Genomic DNA, 634 nt, shown 5'->3' on the forward strand with positions numbered 1-634 from the left:
ACGGTTGTGGCGCACGTCTTCGGTGAACGCACTCTGGCCACACTGGAGCGTCTTCTGAGCCTGCTGTCGGCCTTTGAGGTCGTGGTATGGATGACGGATGGCTGGCCGCTGTATGAATCACGCCTGAAGGGAAAGCTGCACGTTATCAGCAAGCGTTACACTCAGCGCATTGAGCGACATAATCTGAATCTGAGACAACATCTGGCAAGGCTGGGACGGAAGTCACTGTCGTTCTCAAAATCGGTGGAGCTGCATGACAAGGTCATCGGGCATTATCTGAACATAAAACACTATCAGTAAGTTGGAGTCATTACCGCGCTGATATGACTTTCCGTGTCAAACCGGAATCTCTAATTTTGACGATTTTCTTTTTAGGTTTAATTCCCTGAGGGCGACGTAGCAGTAAATCCGACGGTGAATCACGCTGATATTCGCGGGTTGGATACCGCATTACAGAGGTCCGTCATATGAGCCTGCCACTTTCTTACGTCGCGAATCAGCTTTGTTCCGCCGTCGCCAAGCGCTAACGTGGGTTACTCTTGTACCGGGCTACGTCGCCTTCAGGGAACTGGTTATTCTCATTTTTTATTTGTGACATTGTGGTTGTTGTGCGACAGACATTGCTATTCGGCCC

At 50.2% G+C, this 634-nt stretch carries 1 pseudogene; it reads left to right on the forward strand.

Annotation, left to right across the window (positions count from 1 at the left end):
- Nucleotides 1–300: pseudogene (locus BGK49_RS17025) on the forward strand (IS1-like element IS1X2 family transposase); the annotation flags it as partial.
- Between the last annotated feature and the right edge of the window lie 334 nt (nucleotides 301–634).

This window comes from Shigella sp. FC1544, assembly GCF_001722145.1.
In the GTDB taxonomy this organism is placed as follows: Bacteria; Pseudomonadota; Gammaproteobacteria; order Enterobacterales; family Enterobacteriaceae; genus Escherichia; species Escherichia coli.